The sequence below is a fragment of the Candidatus Atribacteria bacterium genome, assembly GCA_011056645.1.
Lineage (GTDB): Bacteria > Atribacterota > Phoenicimicrobiia > Phoenicimicrobiales > Phoenicimicrobiaceae > Sediminicultor > Sediminicultor quartus.
This window is the reverse complement of the sequence record DSEL01000154.1, coordinates 18,754-38,229: the sequence shown is the minus strand read 5'-3', so window position 1 is coordinate 38,229 and position 19,476 is coordinate 18,754. Positions and strand designations below refer to the sequence as shown.

Annotated in this window: 15 protein-coding genes; 1 reads left to right on the top strand and 14 read right to left on the bottom strand. The window is 35.2% G+C overall.

Going from position 1 to position 19,476, the window contains the following annotated elements:
- Nucleotides 1–1,675, top strand: a 1,675-nt coding sequence (locus ENO17_06500; GenBank protein ID HER24680.1) for a hypothetical protein, incomplete at its 5' end; no start/stop codon positions are given.
- Nucleotides 1,676–1,723: 48 nt separating this feature from the next.
- Here ENO17_06500 and ENO17_06495 read toward each other — a convergent pair.
- The 14 genes from ENO17_06495 to ENO17_06430 all read right to left on the bottom strand — a co-directional run bounded on the left by ENO17_06495 (nt 1,724) and on the right by ENO17_06430 (nt 19,453).
- Nucleotides 1,724–2,791 (bottom strand): glucose-1-phosphate thymidylyltransferase, encoded by a 1,068-nt coding sequence (locus ENO17_06495; protein ID HER24679.1) that lies wholly within the window; start codon nt 2,789–2,791, stop codon nt 1,724–1,726.
- A gap of 22 nt (nt 2,792–2,813) precedes the next feature.
- The gene (locus ENO17_06490; protein HER24678.1) at nt 2,814–3,947 is read right to left on the bottom strand and encodes an NAD(P)/FAD-dependent oxidoreductase; all 1,134 of its coding nucleotides are present in this window, start codon (nt 3,945–3,947) and stop codon (nt 2,814–2,816) included.
- Between the two features lie 67 nt (nt 3,948–4,014).
- Entirely contained in the window at nt 4,015–4,929 is a 915-nt protein-coding gene (locus ENO17_06485) for a pseudouridine-5'-phosphate glycosidase (protein HER24677.1), read from the bottom strand.
- Between the two features lie 62 nt (nt 4,930–4,991).
- A complete protein-coding gene (locus ENO17_06480) occupies nt 4,992–6,095 on the bottom strand; it encodes a ribokinase (protein HER24676.1) in 1,104 nt (367 codons plus the stop codon).
- Between the two features lie 96 nt (nt 6,096–6,191).
- Complete coding sequence (locus ENO17_06475; GenBank protein HER24675.1) at nt 6,192–8,030, bottom strand: polysaccharide biosynthesis protein; 1,839 nt, start codon at nt 8,028–8,030, stop codon at nt 6,192–6,194.
- 300 nt (nt 8,031–8,330) lie between these two features.
- Complete coding sequence (locus tag ENO17_06470) at nt 8,331–9,287, bottom strand: UDP-N-acetylglucosamine--dolichyl-phosphate N-acetylglucosaminephosphotransferase (protein HER24674.1); 957 nt, start codon at nt 9,285–9,287, stop codon at nt 8,331–8,333.
- Nucleotides 9,288–9,329: 42 nt separating this feature from the next.
- Nucleotides 9,330–10,298, bottom strand: coding sequence for an NAD-dependent epimerase/dehydratase family protein (locus ENO17_06465; protein HER24673.1), 969 nt, complete (start codon nt 10,296–10,298; stop codon nt 9,330–9,332).
- The gene (locus tag ENO17_06460; GenBank protein HER24672.1) at nt 10,295–11,494 is read right to left on the bottom strand and encodes a glycosyltransferase family 1 protein; all 1,200 of its coding nucleotides are present in this window, start codon (nt 11,492–11,494) and stop codon (nt 10,295–10,297) included. The genes ENO17_06465 and ENO17_06460 overlap by 4 nt, the downstream gene beginning before the upstream one ends.
- Nucleotides 11,495–11,515: 21 nt before the next feature.
- Nucleotides 11,516–12,628 (bottom strand): glycosyltransferase family 1 protein, encoded by a 1,113-nt coding sequence (locus ENO17_06455; GenBank protein ID HER24671.1) that lies wholly within the window; start codon nt 12,626–12,628, stop codon nt 11,516–11,518.
- A gap of 61 nt (nt 12,629–12,689) precedes the next feature.
- A complete protein-coding gene (locus ENO17_06450; protein ID HER24670.1) occupies nt 12,690–14,093 on the bottom strand; it encodes a phenylacetate--CoA ligase family protein in 1,404 nt (467 codons plus the stop codon).
- Nucleotides 14,094–14,122: 29 nt separating this feature from the next.
- Nucleotides 14,123–15,235 carry a radical SAM protein gene (locus tag ENO17_06445; GenBank protein ID HER24669.1) on the bottom strand — a complete coding sequence of 371 codons (1,113 nt, stop codon included), beginning with the start codon at nt 15,233–15,235 and terminating at the stop codon, nt 14,123–14,125.
- Nucleotides 15,236–15,277: 42 nt separating this feature from the next.
- Nucleotides 15,278–16,345: a glycosyltransferase family 4 protein gene (locus ENO17_06440; GenBank protein HER24668.1), complete on the bottom strand. Its 1,068-nt coding sequence runs from the start codon at nt 16,343–16,345 to the stop codon at nt 15,278–15,280.
- Nucleotides 16,346–17,217: 872 nt separating this feature from the next.
- Complete coding sequence (locus ENO17_06435; protein HER24667.1) at nt 17,218–18,528, bottom strand: hypothetical protein; 1,311 nt, start codon at nt 18,526–18,528, stop codon at nt 17,218–17,220.
- Complete coding sequence (locus ENO17_06430; GenBank protein HER24666.1) at nt 18,518–19,453, bottom strand: glycosyltransferase family 2 protein; 936 nt, start codon at nt 19,451–19,453, stop codon at nt 18,518–18,520. Before ENO17_06430 ends, ENO17_06435 begins: the two co-directional genes overlap by 11 nt.
- Nucleotides 19,454–19,476: the final 23 nt, after the last annotated feature.

The window sequence follows — 19,476 nt, the reverse complement described above, 5'->3', positions numbered from 1 at the left end:
GGATAATATTGATCATGCTAATAATATTTCCCCCGATAATTCCGATAATAATAATATAGGTAATTTCGCTCCTCAAACCATTGAAGCAATCTTTCAAGATACGTCTATGGATCTTAGTCCTTGTTGGTCTCCTGATGGTCAATACCTCTTTTTCGCCTCTGATCGTACCGGCGTTTATAATATTTTTGCTTTTTCCCTTCCCGATAAAAAACTCTATCAGGTAACCAATGTTCTAGGTGGAGCATTTCAACCGGCCACCTCTTCCGATGGCACTCAACTAGCCTTTATTTCTTATCATACTACCGGATACGAGCTGCACCTGATGGAAATAGATCCGAACTCTTACCCCAGTCAATGGACAGAAATAAAAATAGAATATGTCGAACCCCCAATTATGGTGACGCAACCATACAATCAATCAAATCAATTCAACCAATCAAATCAATACAACCAACTAAATCAATTTAATAAAAATCTAAATTCCTCTTCCAATTCCTTTGTTATAAATAATTACCCTATTCACCCTTACCATCCTTTGTCTTCTTTCTGGCCGTCCACCTATTGGATTCCCACTGCCCGCCTTAGTAATAGCTATCCGGGAATTGGTTTTTCAACTGAATTGAAAGATATCCTTGGATTTTACTCTCTACCTTTAAGTCTTACTTACCAAATATTAAATAATAGCCTTTCCTACAACTTCAATTATTATAATTATAGCTTCCGCCTTCCAATCGTAAATTTTTATCTTTATGGTAATACGACTTCGACTACCACTACCCCCACCACGTCCTGGTCCTGGTGGAAAGAAGGCAAGGCGGGAATAAATATTTATTTACCTTTTGAAGGTAATACTAATCCTACTACAAATACTAAAAATTCGCGTTCTAATAGACAAAACTTTTCTTTCGGTTATCAATACGAAAAATTATCCTCTGCACCAACCAATACGTCATCTTTCTTAAATGACGATTCACAAAAAATCACCAGCCTCAAGTTAGGTTACTCCTATTCCGATGCGGAAAAATATGGATTCTCTATCAGCCCCGAACTGGGCAATTCTTTCTCTTTATCCTATGAACATGCCGATAAAGCCTTGGGTGGTGATTATACTTTTGATAAATTACTATTCGATGGCAGGAAATATATCTCCCTTTCTTCCCTGCATCAGGTCCTGGCTCTTCGCCTGGTTGCTGGTGTAAGTTCCGCAAGTATATTAGAATCAGATCTAAGCGATGAAAAATTTAAATTAGGAGGTAACTATTCTGCGGATAATCTTGGTACTACAGAGGTAAACACCTTTTCTCTCCGTGGTTATCCTCCAGCCACCCTGGAAGGGAATAATCTTCTTTTAGCTAGCATAGAATACCGCTTCCCCCTGGTCAACATTGAACATGGCATTACCCTCGGACCTCTCTACCTCTTTTTAGAAAGATTATCCGGGGCTCTCTTCGTCGATATAGGAAGTGCCTGGGAAAGCCCTCAGGTGAAAAAAACTATTAAAGAAAATGAGTTCAACACAATATGGCAAGATTTTAAATCAAGCATTGGAGCAGAACTAAAAGCAGATTTTAATTTTCAATATGATTTTCCTTTTACGTTAAGATTGGGAGCAGCTAAAACCCTGAACGACCAAAAAGGATACGATATCTACCTCACTTTAGGTACTTCCTTCTAGAAAGTATAAAAAAGGTAAACTTTGGTGCCTGGCACTAAAGTTTACCTTTTAGAGAAGGCCGACCTTACTGTGGTCGCCTAAAGTAAATTGAAATACTCGAGGTAGGTCTTTAGAATGATAAATTTCCACGCCTCTGCCTATAAGACATCTTTGCATTCGTCCCTTGATATTTTCCAGTTTACTTTCTTCTAAAACTACACTACATTCAATTTCACTCTTTTTTATTTCCGCTCTATCTGAAAGGGAAGTAAAAGGACCCACATAAGAATCGACTACTCTAGCCCCCTTTCCTATTATAACCGGTCCCAATATCTTAGAATTAATAATCTCTGTACCTTGTCCGATTTTTACCCGTCCTAAAATCTCAGATTTCTCATCCACCTTCGCCTCACTGATGTCTCTCTCAATATCCTCTAAAATCAAACGATTGGCTTCCAAAATATCATTCGGCTTACCGGTATCTTTCCACCAACCTTCAATTACCTCAGCTCCTACCTTATAACCTTGATTAATCATCCACTGAATTGCATCGGTAATTTCCAATTCTCCCCGGGCAGAAGGTTTTATGTTTTTAATAGCTTGATGAATATTCTTATCAAAAAAATAAACTCCGATCAAGGCTAAATTACTAACAGGCTCCTTGGGTTTTTCAACCACCCTTACGACTCTCCCTTTCTCCAACTCAGCAACGCCAAATTGTCTGGGATCTCCCACTTCAGTCAACAATACAAAAGCATTATAATTCCCTTCAACAAATTTACGAGCATAATTTTCTACCCCGTTTTTCAGCAGATTATCTCCTAAATACATTAAAAACTTATCTTCCCCTAAAAAATCTTGCGCCACTAATACTGCATGCGCTAAACCCAGGGCTTCCTTCTGTTCGATATAAGAAATACTCACTCCCCATTTATCGCCATCCTCAAGCTCTCTCTTTATATCTTCTGCGGTTTCTCCAACAATTACCCCAATGTCTGTTACTCCGCAATCCTTGATCGCCTCTATGGCATAAAACAATACCGGCTTATTGGCAATGGGAATTAAATGTTTGGCGCTGGTATGAGTAAGCGGTCTAAGGCGAGTACCTTTTCCGGCACAAAGAATGATCGATTTCAATTTTATTCCTCCTATTCTAATCCTAAAATAATAATTTCCTAATATTTTGGCTGAAAATTTGCGCGGCATCTTTAAATATTTTAGGATTTTTTAATATTTCTATAAAAATCACAGAATGGTTTTCAAAATGTGCGGCTTTCTCAATAATTCCGGCATTTTTCTTAAACAACATAAATATCTTCTTTAATTCTTTTTCATTTATTTCTTCATATAATTTTCGAGCCTTTAATCCAAATTTAATTTCTCTCCCAAAATTTTTCTTCAAACACCTATCGTATTCATCCAATCTATTATCTCTAATGCATTTTGCTAAAAGCTCTGCCGATTTCAATCCATAATATATCCCACCACCGGTTAAAGGCTTTACTTGAATAGCCGCATCTCCCACCAAGGCAATATTCTGGAAATAGCATTTAGTTTGTCCTACGGGAATCATTCCGGTTAATTTTCCGATAATTTCACCATTAATTTTGAATTCATTTAGAAAGGCAAATAAATCTTCACGGGGGTTATCCGAAATCACTCCTATCCGAAAAATATTATTTCCCTCAGGGATAACCCAAATAAAAAAAGGAATACCTTCTTTAAAATGTACCCGAGCGATTTTATCGCAAACTAAATTGTCTTCTGTCTTTATTCTATACTGAATTCCCAAGTAGCTTTTTATATAACCTCTTTTTTTATCCTTTGCACAATCATTATCTATCCAATTTATATATTTTCTTAACCGAGAATTTGCTCCATCGGCTCCAATCACTAAATCAGCATAAATATCCTCCGTTTCAGTCTTAATTATATATCCGGATCCCTCCCTCTTTATCTCTATTAACTTTTTTCCACATTCTACCTCCAAGCCCTGGCTTAAATTTTTGTCAAACTTCTCACGATCAATTACTTGGGCTACCCCTTCTCTATTGACCTGAAAATTTTCCTTATGAAAGTAAAACAAAGCTCCATTAATCTGGTTAATAATAGAGCTTTTAGAAATAGGAAGAAGGGCGTTTTCAAAAACTTGCCTTCCTACCAGACCAGCACATCTAATTGGTTTTCCTACTTCTTGATGCTCTTCTATTATTCTGTTCTTAAAACCATATTTCTTCAGCAATTGAGCAGTATAGCATCCTACCGGTCCTGCACCAACAATAACAATTTCCATATAAATTCCTTTATTTCTAACTCCTGTGTTTTGCAAAAAGGTAAACTTTAGTGCCTGGCACTAAAGTTTACCTTTTTAGTTCACGAGCAATTTTTGCGGCTACGCGAGCGTTATCCTTTACCAGCGCAATATTGGCTTTCAGGCTTTTGCCTTCAGTTAATTCTTTTATCTTATTCAATAAGTAAGGGGTTAGTTTCTTTCCTTTGACCCCGTCCTTTTCTGCCGCCATAACAGCTTCTTTAATTTTCTTATTCATATACTCCAGTGAAATGGCGTACTCCTCAGGAACGGGATTAGCAATGATTATTCCCCCGCCTAATTTTAAATCAACCATTGCTCTAATGATCTTCGCTGCCTCCATCTCATCATTTACCCTATAATCAACCTTTAATCCGCTTTCCCGACAATAAAAAGCAGGCAGCACTTCACTCCTAAACCCGATCACCGGTACACCCATGGTCTCCAGATATTCCTTAGTTAAAGGCAAATCAAGAATCGCCTTTGCCCCACTGCACACTACCGCCACCGGTGTTCGTGCTAATTCCTGCAAATCCGCTGATATATCAAAAGTCTTTTCTGCTCCTCGATGTACTCCCCCTATGCCGCCGGTGGCAAAGACCTTTATTCCTGCCCTCTCTGCTATTATCATAGTGGCTGCTACGGTGGTAGCCCCATTTAAACCTTGAGCTACTATCGCTGCCAAATCTCGCCTACTAGCTTTTAAAATATCTTTAGAGGTTGCCATAAACTCCAGTTCGTATCTGGTCAAACCCACCTTTATTTTTCCTTTAATTATCGCAATAGTAGCGGGTACAACTCCATATCCTCGAATAATCTCTTCCATTTCCCCTGCTACTTCTTTATTTTCCGGATAAGGAAATCCATGAGATATCAAAGTTGATTCTAAGGCCACTATCGGTTTGCCTTCTTTTAAAGCCTCTCTTATTTCATCTTTAAAAGTAAAAAACTTTTCTCCATTCACTTTTATACCTGTCCTTTCTTCCTCTCTTCCCCAATTCCACTCTTCCCTGCTTCCACTTCTTCTTATTTCTCTTCTTCTATCCTACTTTTCAACAACCCTTCTCTTAAATCTCTCCTTACTGTTTCTTTGGTGGAGATAGTTAAAGCTGCAGCGCCCAAGCCAAATTTTGCCGCTACTTCCAAAGGATATCCTTTATAAATTCCATAGACCAAACCAGCTACCAGCGCATCTCCCGCTCCAGTTACATCCACTACTTTGCCTTTATAGGGCGCCAAAAAAAACCTATTCAACTCATCTTCTAATCCTCTCTCACCTGCATCACCAACACCACTACCATCATTATAGACATATATCCCTCTTTTTCCTAAAGTAACAATCACCTTCTTGACTCCTCTGCGGTTCAATTCCTCTGCTGCCCTCTCCAAATCCATATCCCTATATTCGCTAATTTCCGTTTCTGTTTCTGCTCCTGCTCCTGTTTCCGTTTCCGTTTCCGTTCCTAAAATTGATTCTAACTCATCCTTATTCGGAGTGAGATAATCAATATACCCTCTTCCACTTCCATCCAATATCTTCATTAACTTTTTTGCCTTTTCCACCGATGCCGGCTCCACTAAAATAGGCACCTTAACCTTGTTACACAAGTCTACCACATATTCGATACTCTGCACAGGAATATTAGTGTCCATTACCACTATCTTGCTCTCCTTTATCAAATAAGCCTTTGACTTTAAATACTCCACTGTAATTTCCTCTAAAATACGCATATCTGAGATCCCTACTTCCATCTCACCCCTTTCATCCAATATCGCTAGATATATTCCGGTAGGATATTCTCCCGATATGATCATCTGTTCCATTATTACGCCGGCCTTCTCTGTCTCCTCTAAAATTTTTACCCCTTCTCCATCATCCCCCACCGCACTCAACAGGCAAACCGGCACATTCAGCAAGGCCAGACTATGCGCAATATTCCTGCCTACCCCTCCCGAACCAACGCATATCTTACCCGGATTGGAAGTATGTCTTTCCAGCATCTCTCCAACAGGTTTTCCTCTTAAATCAATATTAGCTCCACCTATCACCACTACCCCGTCAAATTTCCCCCGGTAATCACTTAATCTTGGAGACCTCAAAATGTCCTCTTTTACTTTAGTTATTACCATAATACTACTTTATCCTATTCCACTTTCCACAAACTTTCCTTTCTGCTCCAAGCTTAGAAAGGTAAACTTTGGTGCCTGGCACCAAAGTTTACCTTTCTATTTCAGCATTCCTCTATTCGGCTTATAACTCGGGACTATTTCCTGGAGTTTTTTCACTATTCCTTCACTATCCATCTCCCTTGCCAACTCTCCCAACTCCCTTATATCATTTTCCAGCTTCTCATCATTTACTTCTTCAGTCTCAGCAATGAAAATCTTCTCATGTCCACTATCTCCCAATACCCGGCTTCTCTCCTTCTCAGTCAATAATTCTTCAAACATCTTCTCTCCCGGTCTCAAACCAATAAACTCTATTTTAATATCCTCATCAGGGATTAGACCCGATAACCGAATTAAATTTTCTGCTAATTCTAAGATTTTCACCAATTCTCCCATATCTAAAACAAACACTGTCCCCTTCATGCCCAATCCCCCGGCCTGTATTACCAATTGGCTTGCTTCTGAAACAGTCATAAAATATCTTCTTATTTCTTTTTCGGTTATAGTAATAGGTCCTCCTTCGGCGATTTGCTTTTTAAAAGTGGGGATGACACTTCCATTACTTTCAAGTACATTTCCAAAACGAACAGCCACAAAATTAGTCTTACTCTTTTTCGCATACATTTTTATTATCATTTCTGCTATTTGCTTACTCGCTCCCATTACGCTGGTTGGATTAATGGCCTTATCGGTAGATATCATTACCAAATCAATAACTCCCCATTTATCTGCTAACTCAACTAAAGTTTTAGTCGCGATAATATTGTTGCTCACCGCCTCGTCAGGATGATACTCCATCATCGGAACATGTTTATGGGCTGCGGCATGGAATATTACTTCCGGTCTAAAACCATCAAATATCTTTTCCATCTTCTCTTTATTCCTAATATCTACCATCATCATCTTAAGTTTTAAATCACCGTATTTTCTCCTAATCTTTTTTTCAGTATAAAAAAGAGCATTCTCATTATGGTCTAAGATCATCAATTCCCCGGGGAAAAATCTGCAAACCTGCATACATATCTCTTCCCCGATGGAACCGGCACCCCCGGTAACCATTATTCTCTTTCCTTTTAGATATCCAGATATCCCATCAATATTTAAATTAACAGTATCTCGGTTCAGTAAATCTTTCACTTCTACATTTCTAATTCGGGATACGCTTACTTTTTCGTTAATCAATTCATATACGCCCGGCACGGTTTTTATTTTTACATCTTTATTCTCTATTTTATTTATAATCCTTCTAATCTCACTACCTGTAATGGAAGGAATAGCAATAATCACTGTATCAATTTTTCCCCAGCTGATAATCTCATTTATCTTATCGACCGAGCCTAATACTTTTTTATTTTGGATAACACTCCCAATTTTGTTAACATCATCATCGATAAAACCAATCATTTGGCCTAAATCCTTTCTCTTTCCTATTTCTCGGCAAATAACATTACCGGCATCTCCCGCACCAACAATTAATATTCTCTCTTCTTTTCTTTTAAAAGGATCCCTTCTTTCCCAATATAATCTCCAGACCAGCTTACTTCCGGAAATGAAAGCAAGACTAATAAACCAGGTCAATGCCTTTACTGTCCAGGGAAAATATATTCCCTTTACTATATTACAATACAATATCCAAGAAACCACCGCAGCGGTAATTGTCCCGGTAATTAAAAAAAGGTCGCTAATGCATATATACCGCCAAATCCTATTGTATAATTTGAAAATTAAAGCAAAAATAAGATACAAAAAAGATAGGTAAAGAAAAACAACTCTATATTGATAAAAGTTCTCTTTCCAGCCATTTCCAAACCTCAATATTATCGAAAGAGTTAAGGCAATATTTATAAAAAATAAATCCGTACAAATCCAAAGTATTATCCGAAAATATTTTTTCAATTTTCGCCTCCTGCCGAATTTAAATTATTTTAATCATTCCACTATGTGGGAACTAGGTAATTAATATATTCGACACTATTTTGCTTATTCCTTCTTTTTTTTAAAAATATTTTCCAAAATATGGAAAAAAAAGAGATTGTCCTCAATTTATACAAAATCAGTCAATCTCTCATTAAAATTCCGATATTACTATCCACTAATTCATACTTACAATCCTCATCTTATGTCTTATATTTTATATCTTACCAACGGCAAATTAATTAGCTAATTAACTTAAATTTTTAAACCGCTTAACGGTTATCAAACATAAAACAAAATCGCCACCACTCCCAAAACCGCTTCAATCCCCATCATTAAAAGCACCAGATTTCTTTCATTGATACCGCCGCAAACCTTCATAATCAACTGCCCTAAACCTACGGGCCCGTCTTCGGGACAATATAACTTACCTTCTCGATAAATTCCAAAACTATAAGGAAAATGATGTTTTGCTTTAATTAAAAAATCTATAACATAAGGAATCAGTAAAATAATTCCGGCAATTTCAAAGTTTCCCATAATTACAGCTGCCGCAATAATTGCTCCGATACTCAAAGTTCCTACATCTCCCACCAGTATCTTGGCCGGGTACCAGTTATAGTATAAAGTAGCTAAAAGTGCTCCTAACGCTGCAAGTAAAATCACCAATACCGTCATTTTTCCCAGGAGATAGGCTATAACTGCTAAAGAACCCATGGCTATTATTCCCATTCCAACCTCTATGCCATTAAAGCCTGCCAGCATATTAACCGCGTTAGCCGCAATAGTAACCTCCAAAGGAATGATGACCAAGGTATATAATAAACCAAAATTAATATTTCCTAAAAATGGCATTATCATAAAAGTGCTCCCCTCTTTAATTACCACTAAAGGTAAAGCAGCCAATACAGGCATAAATGCCTTTACCTGCTGCGGCATGGACACCAAGTCATCAAAAATCCCTATTAACACCACTATTAATATTGTCGATAAAGCTACCAAAACAGAAATTATATCGATTGAAGGAAATAGATGAAAAAAAGTCTTAACTGTAATCACTATAAATATCCCGGAACCAAATCCGGCGATGATTACCAATCCTCCCATTTCCGCTACTTCTTCCTGTTTTTCGCTATTCATATTTTTTCCCACAATCCCAGCCTTTTTCAAACGAAAAATCATAACCGGAAACAAAATAATACTTGTAAAAAATGACACTAATAGTATTCCGATCAACATAAATATTTATTTCTCCCCTTTTCTGTATTTTACTCTTGCTTTTTAGATTTTTATCTTCCTGATCCATTCCCAATTATTTACAGTCCAATCTACTGTTCTTTTTATTCCTTCTTCCAAGCTAATTTGCGGCCTCCAATTAAGAAGCTCCTGCGCTTTGTTTATGTCTGCCCAGGTTGCCTGCATATCAGCTTTATGAAATTCTTTGTAATTCAAATGCGCTTTCTTCCCGATTGATTCTTCGGTTAACTTTATCATTTCAGAAATTTTATAGGGATGATTATTCCCCAGGTTAATAATCTCATAACCTAAAGGGATTAAAGCCTCGATCGTACCCCTGACAATATCATCTATATAAGTAAAATCCCTTTTCTGATCACCATCTCCAAATATTTCCAAGGGAGTGCTTTCCGTCATCCATTTAATAAACCTGAAAACAGCCATATCCGGTCTTCCTGCCGGTCCATAAACCGTAAAGTAACGCAAAATTGTGACATCTAATCCATATAAATAATGATAGGTATAAGTCATCATTTCAGCTGCCTTCTTGGAAGCCGCATAAGGCGAAATAGGCCTATTTACTACTAAATCCTCTCGAAAAGGCATTTTTTGACCGGCATAAAGTGACGAGGTAGAAGCCAAGACAAATTTAGGCACCTCGTTTTCCCGACACAGCTCCAACAAATTTAAATTCCCTCCACTATTTGTAGAAAGATAAATAAATGGATTCTCTAAACTATAACGCACTCCTGTATGAGCTGCCAGATTAATGACTCCCTCCGGGCAATTCTCCTTAAATATTTTTTTCAGTTCATTAAAATTTTCAATGGAGACTTTATAAAAAATAAAATTGCGATACGTTTTTAATCTCTCCAGACGCCAAAATTTAAGATTTACATCATAAGAATCATTCAGGTTATCTAAGCCAATCACTTGATAATCCTTTTCAAGAAGCATCTCCGAAACCTTAGCACCGATAAATCCTGCAGAGCCAGTCACCAATATTTTTTTCATCTTATTTCCCCTATTTTTTCCCGAATCAATTTCTGATAGATTTGGTCAGTTCTTTCCACCATTCCTTTTATAGACCACTTATTTTCAATTAATTCCCGGCCATTTCGACCGTGCAGCAAAACCAAGTCTTTATTATTCATATATTGTCTGATCCCATTTTCTAAGTGTTTTAAGTCTTTTGCTTCCACTAAAAACCCATTATAGTTATCTTTAATAACCTCCGAAACTCCGTCTACATTAAAAGCTATCGAAGGTATCCCTACTGCAGCTGCCTGCACTATCACTCGGGGCAGTCCTTCGCGCAAAGAAGTCAAAGCAAAAATATCCATTACTGCCATTAGCTCTTCTACATCTTTCCTATATCCGGTAAAAATTACTTTACTTTCTAAATTTAATTTTTTTACATAATCCTCCAGATATTCTCTCTTATTTCCTTCCCCAATAATTAACAATTTTGCCTGATCCTCTTTGCCCTCTTCCTTCTTCTCTTTCTCTGTTATATTTTTAAATACATCAAGAAGAAATTGATGCCCCTTTCTCGTCTCTAACCGTGCCACATTACCAATGACAAAATCATCCAAGCTTATTCCCAATTCCCTCCGTTTTTTCCGATAGTCAATTTTCTCTCTTACTCCGTAAAATTTTTCTAAATGCATACCGCTATATACCGTATGATAATTCTCCTTTTTCCCGATTCCTTTCTCTATATACTTTTCAGAAAGCACTCTACTTACCGAAATATAGGCATCGGTAAACCCCCCCGTAAGCCTCTCAAACAGAAATAAAAGCCGATTGAGCAGCCCGCTATTAAACGCTTCAAAAGTACTTCCGTGTAATCCATGAACTATTATCGATACTCCTGCTATACGAGCAGCAATCCTTCCCAAGATACCTGCTTTGGTCGTATGAGTATGAACAATATCGTAATGATTTTTTCTCATTAGCTGAATTAATTTAATTAACACTATGGGATCATACCAGAAATTAAGTTTCCATTTTAATCCTTTTAATTGAATAATATGAATTTTTTCGTCTATGATCTTCCTTAAAATACCCTCATCCGATTCCTCACCGCAAATCAGATCGATTTCATACAATTCTTTATTCAGTCCTTTTACAGTAAACAAAGTGTTTTCATCGGCTCCACCGCTAATCATTCGGGCAATAAGGTGTGCAACTTTTATTTTTCTTTCCAATTCGATATTTGCTCCTTATTCTTAATCGGTAATCAATGATTTATAAAATTCTAACATGTTTTTGGTATGCACTTCTATGGAATATTTTCCTTTTACTTTTCGATAAGCATTGAAACTTAGTTTTATTCTTAACTCCCTATTTTTAAGCAGGTTAATGATAGCCTCAGCAAGCGCTCCCGGGTCATCAGGCGGGACCAAGAGTCCCTCTTGCCCGTTTTCAATAACTTCCGTAATACCTCCTACTTTAGTAGCAATTATACTTACTCCACTACCCATAGCTTCCAGAACAGTAAGAGGTAAACCTTCCCAGCGAGAAGGCAATACAAATACTTGGGTAGAGCTCAATATTTTTTCAATATCCCTTCTGACACCTAAAAATTCGACTTCATTACTTATCCCCAGTTCTTTAACTAACCCTTTTAGTTCTTCCTGTAAATATCCTTCTCCTGCAATGGCGGCTTTTATCCCCATCTGATACTTTTCTTTCAATATTTTTATTGCTCTAAACAAAATATCTACTCCCTTAGCCTTGGTTAACCTTCCCACAAAAAGAATATCATATTTTTTTATAGACGGCCAATTAGATAAATCAGGTATGGGTACGGCATTAGGAATAACCATGCTTTTCTTCTTAAGATTAGGAAGCCATTCGATTAAAGCAATCCGCACCTGTTTACTTACACAAATTATTCTATAATAACCGCTATAGATAAACCTGTCTATAATTTTAAATAACTTAAATGAACGTCTTCGGTTATAGACATTATGTTCACTAAAAATAAATTTGATATTTTTGGATAAAAATAAAGAAGCTAATGATCCAAAAAGGTTAGCAGGAAATAAATGTACATGTACTATATTATATTTCCCTCTTTTAATGAGGGATATAAGCTTTATTACTCCTCTTAGATCATATTTAAACTTTAGACCTAATTCCCAAACAACAATGCCCGCTTTTTTAAAATCATCTTTAAATATATCTTCGGAATATAAGATGGCTATTTCTATTTCCACAGGACAATCATTATTTTTTCTGCAAGATTTTTTCGCTTGTAAAGTAAAATTCTTCAGAAGAACTTCTGCTCCTCCGGCATGTAAAGAATTAATAACTTGCAATACTTTTCTTTGCTTAATCAAATTAGTTATTTTTAACCTCTCGAAAAATCTACTTTTTATTTTTCTGGATCATACGATTTTATTCTCTGAAGTTCTTATCTTGGGGGTCTATTTGTGAGAATGTTCGTAAGTATTTCCCGGAAGGACTGGGCTTTATTTCATCAACGATATTAAATTTAATCTCTGTTTCATTACCCATGGCTAACTTAATCTTTTTATCAATTTCTTTAAAATCTGTATTGGCAACTTTTATTTTTTGATGATCTTTTAGAACCAAGTTAACCACAATAAAATCATAATCTTTCTGAATTACCTGCACCTTTTTTAAATAATCACGGAAATAAAATAGTTCAATAAAAAAGCCGCCATCAATAATATCTCCTTTTTTATTTCTAAATATATTGCGTATACGACCTTCTACTTTTTTTAAAAAAGGAAATTCCCTTCCACAACTGCACTTAGCTTTCGAAAAAACACCCCGGTCTTCAATGTTATACCTGATCAAAGGCATGGTATAATTGGTAAGCAAAGTTATAATTATTTCGCCTGATTCCCCCTGATTTGCTTCCTTCCCACTATCATTCAAAATTTCCAAATAATGTATTTGGGGAATTAGGTGCAGCTCATCGGTTTTTTCGCAATTGCAGGCAATATCACCTACTTCTCTTGAACCATAACAATCAAATACTAGGGCATGAAATACTTCTTCGATCCTCTTTCTAAATTCAGGAAATAAAACACCGGCCGAAGTCATAATAGCTTTAGGGAAATATACTGATAGATCTTGTTCTTGAATAAAACGGCATAATTCATCAATACTATTTGAATAGGCAAGTATTAAGCGAGGTTTTATCTTATTAATCCTCTGCACGTAATCGTACAAATTTTTCTCGGTCATCATATAAGAGTTTAAAGTGGTTACCCCATAAAGCTGCTGCTTGAGATATCCTCTTATCCCCCTGCTGCCTTTTAGAATATCGTCTATTGCTCCCCACAATTTTACTATAGGTTCACCAACCTTTCTCCCTGCCCATTCATCAAATAATAATTTAGTGGCTATTTGCCATTCCAAGCAATGCCTATCTTGATAGAATATTGCCGGTTCTCCGGTTGATCCACTGGTAGTATTTCGATAATAAGTATTATCTTTAAATTTATACAGTTGGTCAAAATTTTTTCTGATAATATCTTTAGTTAAAATAGGAAATTTCTTAATGTCCTCAAATATCGTATCCTCTGAAAATCGAATATTATTTTTTTGGATAATCTGCTTATAATAAGGGATATTCTGACCGGCATATTTAACTAGTTCAAAGAGTTTTTTCCTCTGAAGATTACGATTCTCCTCTATAGTTTTCCATTGATATTCTTTTAATTTCTTATAATATTCTAATACTCTCCAATGTTTAATATATTTCCAGTAAATGGGAAGTAAAATATTCCTTCGGAATTTTGTTTCGATATCTACTCTGTTAAAAGCCACTAATTAATCCTCTCTTATTTTTGATTATCCTATAACTTTTTATAAATTCGTGCTAAAGATTCAATACCCTGAAATATTTTTCTATTCTTTATTTTTGATTCATAAAAATTACGTAAAGGCTTTGACTTATCAAAACGTAAAGGAATGGTAGCATGTAAATTAACCGGGCATAATTCACATTGATCTAATAGTTCCTTTCTAAAATTCATCCATTGATTACTGTACCATAATTCAGTTAAAGTATTCTTAAGTAAATTCCCCATTACAGGTTCGTGGGTATATTCTACTATATGGCAGGGATGCACATCACCATTTGCCAGAATGAAGGCAAGTCCCTGGGCACTCTGGCAAGATCTGCGATGACCACTTTTGGGTTGATATACTCCTTTTGCCCAATTAGAAAGAGAGATAATTCCTTGGGAAAATAATCCTTGCAAATTCCGTATGGCCACTCCTCGTACATCTCTATCTAAATTTTTACAGAAATCTAACGCTTGGGGAATAATATTTTTATTGAAATAAAGAATCTCCTCTTCGGTTAATAAGTTTTTCTTTTCAAAATCACCTTCTAAGTAAGACACGGTCATCCGATTTGAACCCAGTTCATAATGCAGTTTAAGCAATTCGGTAAATGAGCGAAAATTTTCTCTAACCAATATCGACTGAGTGTTTACTCTAAAATAAGGATATTTTTTTTCAAGTTGAGAAAATATTCTAATCGATGAGGTAGTTTTCATCCATAATTTATTTGCTCCTCTCATCTGTCTATTAATATCTGGAGAGGGAGCATACAAGGAAATAGTGATAAAATTTAATCCAGCTTTAATAAGAGTCTCCGCATACTCGGGAGTAATCATAGAACCATTGGAATTTAATTTAACTACCCAACCGTAGTTTCTACCAATTTCTATTAATTCAGCTAATCTCGGATATAAGGTCGGTTCGCCACCGCTAATAATAAATAATTTTACTCCTAATTGATATGCCTCTTTAAGAATTCTTTTCCAATCATCAAAAGTTAAAAGGTCTTCTTTTCTTAACTTATTATATAATTCACGGCGATAAATACAATTCTTACAGTTTGCATTACAAGCAAATGTTGGCTTAATTATTAATTTTCTTAAGGGATATTTTTTCATCATATTTTTTAACCTATGATTCTATATAGCAATGGTTCTGATTTTTTAGGAATGATATACCTCTTTAAATAAACTTATCCAATCTTGCATTATGTTTTCCATCCTATATTTTTCCACACTTTTTCGTGTATTTGCCTTTAATCTTTCATATAATTTTTGATCATAAAATAACTCTTCCATCACAGACTGTAAAGCATTTTCATCTTTAGGTGGAACGAGAAGGCCATTTTTTCTATCTTCTATAATTTCAGACGTTCCGGTTTCACAATCTGTAGCCACTACTGGTGTTTCGCAAGCCAGTACTTCTAATAAAATATTTCCAAAACCCTCATACCTTGAGGAAAAAATGAAAAATTTGGCATGTTTCATATAAATAAAGGGATTATCGACCGCTCCTAATAACAAAACCTGGTTTTTTAAATCCAATTTTAAGATTAATTCCTCCAAATTTTTTCTTTCTTCCCCTTCACCTAAAATTACTAACTTAATCAAATTCTTAAAAGACGATCTGGCAAAAGAATTGATCAGAATATCAAAACCTTTTTGTCGATGCAGTCTACCTGCTGCTAAGATATATTCAAATTTAAGGGGCTTTTGTGATAATAATTTATCACCAATTAATTTAAAATTTATCGGATTATAGATATTTTTTACATTTTGTAAGTGGTAATGATTACTTAATTTCCTTTCTATTCCGATTGAACAGGTTATTATCTTCTTTACATTAGGAAGTTTATAAATAGTTATTAAGAATAATTTTTCCTGCCAGGTGAAAAAATCTGGGTTATTGCGAACACTTACTATTATTGGTGCCAAAGTCAAAATAGGTTGTAAATTACCCATAAACGACACAATAAAATCTGGCGAGATCTTCTTTATTAATCTTTTTAATCTTATAATTCGGTAAAAAGTGTTTATTATTTTTTTGTAATAAGAACCTGTAGGAGTCTCTAAATTTATTAACTCTCCTTCAATATCATATTCTATGGGTTGATGATATATAATAACATAAACTTGATAGTAATTACTTAACCCTTTGCTTAGGTTGCTTACTACTCTTTCTACCCCTCCTTTTACCAAGGAGGGCACTATCAGCATTAACTTTTTCATCATAGAGTATACCTTTTTATATATAATTGTAGATTTTTTATAGAATCCATAAAAATCCTTAACTACTAATTGTTCCAAGGTTTATTTCGTTTCGATCTTTCCCTCATTTTTTATCTTAGAAAAAGTATACATATATTTTCCGGAAGGGGGATATTTTATTTCATTTACGATATTATATTTTATTTTGATATCATCACCCATGACCTTTTTAATAACTTCAGTAATCTCTCTGAAATCATTTTCCATGAGTTTTAGTTTCTCTTGGTCTTTTAAGACAAGATTTATAGATATCAGATCAAGAGATTCTTGTATCTCCTGATTTAACCTGACTATATAAACAAACCAACTCATCTTATTTATATATGGGGCAATATAGGGAATTCGGATTTTCTCATTCCCTTCTAATCTTTCGTCATACAATTGTGTTGTTTAATCAAATCTATGTCTCCAGGTCCATAAAGTCCTATTTTTCCTGCTAAATTTCTAATATAATCTATCATTTTGACGTCATAAACCGTTACTTACTTATCAGCTACTCCTGATCTTATTCTAATCACTTTTTTGGCATAGATGGAAACTGGTACTAAATTAGAATTATTAAAGTGGTTTTATCAATAAAGGGAATCGGATAATCTTAACAGACCTCTATTGTATCCGGATCTGAAACAATCAATTTAATCCCTTTTTCCACAAATTAATTCTTATGTTGCGCCAAAATTGATAATTCAAGATCGTTAAGAGAAATAACACCCTTGACTTCGTTCTTTAAGCATATTTACTGCATTCCGCGGCCAATATTTTCCCTTTATTTTTTATTGCCATTTTAAAATATCTCACCAAATATCCTCTGGTGCCGGCAGAAGTAAATAAAATATTCATAAAAAAATTCTCCGAAAATACTCTTTTTTAAACAGTTTGCCAATCGGGAGCATTCCCTTACATTGTCTTGTCATAAAAGTTAGCAGTCCAGGACCGCCCAGGATAATAATGATCCAATTGGTTAATACATGATGACGGATACTCGTTCCATAATTGACCGTTCCCATTGCCCAAAGGAAGGTCATAGAAAAATAAATTACCAGAAGCAATCCCCAAATACGACGTTGCACACCACTCGCTCGATACCAGGTAATAATACTAAAGGTTATCAATAGAAATCGGAGTAAAGATTCGGCCGCACCATAGATATCTAACCAATTCGAACACTGCCAGGGAAAGGGAGCAAAGAGATAATAAATAAAGATTAAGCATATCGACCTTATGAGGGTGATTGCCGAAGAGGTATCCAGTCTTATGTCGTACATTGCCCGCGCATAAGATGCACTTTGTTCTATTCCCCTTATTCTATATTCTTTTACATATTTTAACCATTCGCCCGATAAAAAACCCTTCACCGCTTCCAATCCACCCACTTTAAATTGAATTCCCATAATTAACACACCAATTATCAGAATTAACAAAAGACTGACCGTAATCCATCTCCGCTTCGAAAAGCGCCGCTTATTGTTTTGAGAAATGGAAATCTCTTGAGGGAACCAAAGAAAAAGAAGCGGTACTAAGAATAATGCATACAAAATTAAAGCCTTCTGAAAAAGACCCATGATCAGTGCTGAAACTACACAAAATGTCATGGCTCCCTTGGCAGATTTTAAGTTGAATAGTAGTCCCCAATAAACTGAAAGCATAAAAAAAAGTATTTGGTATGATTCGCGTAAAATTTTAGAACAGAATATGAGATTGGTGGGTAATAGTCCATATATCAGCAACAATGGTACTACATACTTAGAAATACTCAATAATTCTATTATTTTTATTAATACAAAACAGGATAGGAGAAAAGCAAGAATTGATAGTACTCCCCCGAATAGTTGGGAAGGCGCAAAAATTCTATAAAAAATCCCTAATATCTGTGCGTAAAAATGAGTACCGACTGAAAATAATAATTTTCCACCTTCTGCCCATTCTATAGCCAGACCTTGAAAATTTACCGGATCAGGTTCTGCGCCCGGAAAAGTAAAAAAATAAGTATTAATTATTGCTATAAAATGATGCAAGAGTAAAACCAGACCAATAGCAAGCGTTATTTTTTTATCTTTCTTTACTTGTCCATATTTATATAATATAAAAAATGTTAAAAGAATTACCAGCCAACCCGGCCAATCTTTTAGGATTATTTTAATCATCATCTACTTTTCTCATATTCATAAAATATCTTCTGATATGAGAAATATGCATATACCCCCTCGACCCAAAAATGGAACAAAGTAAATAAATATAATATTTAGGGCAAAATGGATAAGTTAAAACTGCCTTTATAAAATACTTTTGGCCTTCTCTTATTTTTCTTAAATGGCAAAACTTATTTCCCAAATAAAAATAAAACGTGCTATTACTATATGGTCTTGTTCTAAGTTCTTTACTGTATTTCTTCTGAAATTTTTTTACTCCTTCAATCATAACTTCCGAATTAGCGGAGGTTTGACTATCATGAATCAAGCCTACTACTAAAAGTTCTTTAACGGCTCTAAATTTATAATATTTTGCAATCCTCAACCACATATCATAATCTTCTCCTATAAACAAATCCGCATCAAATAATCCAGCTTTGGTAAAACATTCATTTTTTAACAGTACAGTAGAGATATAAATTTCAGTTTCTCTTTTCAATAAATGCTCATAGATATAACCTTCATTTCCGGGCATATACACTTTCTTTACTTTTTTTCCCTTTTCATCACTATAATAAATTCCGGTATAGACAACTCCAACTACCGAAGATTCACTTTTAAAAATTTTTATCTGCCTATTCAGTTTTTCCGGAAGCCACTCATCATCAGAGTCAAGAAAAGCAATATATTCTCCCCGTGAAGCTTTTATCCCGGTATTACGAGCTGCTGATACGCCCAGATTATTAGTGTGAAAAAAATAATTGATTCTTGAATCTGCAAAACCTTTTACTACTTCTTTGGTATTATCCGTCGAGCCATCATCAACGATCATAATTTCATAATTTTGATAAGTTTGATTCAATACGCTTTTAATAGCTTTATCTATTAGATGTGCTCGATTATAGGTGGGAATAATGATGCTTATAACAGGATTTTTCAACATTTTTATCCTTTCTTATTTACCTA

What these genes read in the sequence shown, in the direction of transcription:
- ENO17_06490 (HER24678.1), bottom strand. Translation starts at nt 3,947, where the DNA reads ATGGAAATTGTTATTGTTGGTGCAGGACCGGTAGGATGCTATACTGCT.
- ENO17_06480 (HER24676.1), bottom strand. Translation starts at nt 6,095, where the DNA reads ATGGTAATAACTAAAGTAAAAGAGGACATTTTGAGGTCTCCAAGATTA.
- ENO17_06470 (HER24674.1), bottom strand. Translation starts at nt 9,287, where the DNA reads ATGTTGATCGGAATACTATTAGTGTCATTTTTTACAAGTATTATTTTG.
- ENO17_06465 (HER24673.1), bottom strand. Translation starts at nt 10,298, where the DNA reads ATGAAAAAAATATTGGTGACTGGCTCTGCAGGATTTATCGGTGCTAAG.
- ENO17_06445 (HER24669.1), bottom strand. Translation starts at nt 15,235, where the DNA reads ATGATGAAAAAATATCCCTTAAGAAAATTAATAATTAAGCCAACATTT.
- ENO17_06440 (HER24668.1), bottom strand. Translation starts at nt 16,345, where the DNA reads ATGATGAAAAAGTTAATGCTGATAGTGCCCTCCTTGGTAAAAGGAGGG.
- ENO17_06435 (HER24667.1), bottom strand. Translation starts at nt 18,528, where the DNA reads ATGATGATTAAAATAATCCTAAAAGATTGGCCGGGTTGGCTGGTAATT.
- ENO17_06430 (HER24666.1), bottom strand. Translation starts at nt 19,453, where the DNA reads ATGTTGAAAAATCCTGTTATAAGCATCATTATTCCCACCTATAATCGA.